This is a genomic window from Bacillus sp. 05T31 (assembly GCF_056396725.1).
On the sequence record NZ_JBFTMA010001486.1, the window covers coordinates 1 to 375 of the forward strand.

Here is a 375-nt window from a genome sequence, read left to right on the forward strand (position 1 = left end):
GTATATACTTATCCGTATACCATAGGATACTAATAGGTAACAATATGAACAAAAATGTTAACACTCGGACGAAAATGTGATTCATTTTAAACTTTGGTTTGTTCTCTTTATTTCTATGAATTTCACTACGCGGCGGTAAACTTTCATCTTCTTCCACTTGCTCAACTTCTAACTCCTCTTCAAAATCAGGAATTCGTTTTCTCATGTTGTTCACCACCACCTTCCATTTATTTTCTTAATTGGAGCCCCATTATAAAATCAACAAGAAAGTGTGCAAAGATTGTTATAAACAAATTTCCTGTCCACTCGAATACATAACCAAAAACAAAACTAATAAAGCAGACGAAACAAAACAAAAAAGGCTTCGTTATATAC

The 375-nt window shown here is 32.8% G+C and carries 1 protein-coding gene and 1 pseudogene; both read right to left on the minus strand.

Going from position 1 to position 375, the window contains the following annotated elements:
• Window positions 1–205, minus strand: a pseudogene (locus tag AC1DJR_RS33975) (LysM peptidoglycan-binding domain-containing protein); the annotation flags it as partial.
• Window positions 206–227: 22 nt separating this feature from the next.
• Window positions 228–375: CPBP family glutamic-type intramembrane protease (locus AC1DJR_RS33980; RefSeq protein WP_477004670.1), on the minus strand; the 148-nt coding region annotated here is incomplete at its 5' end.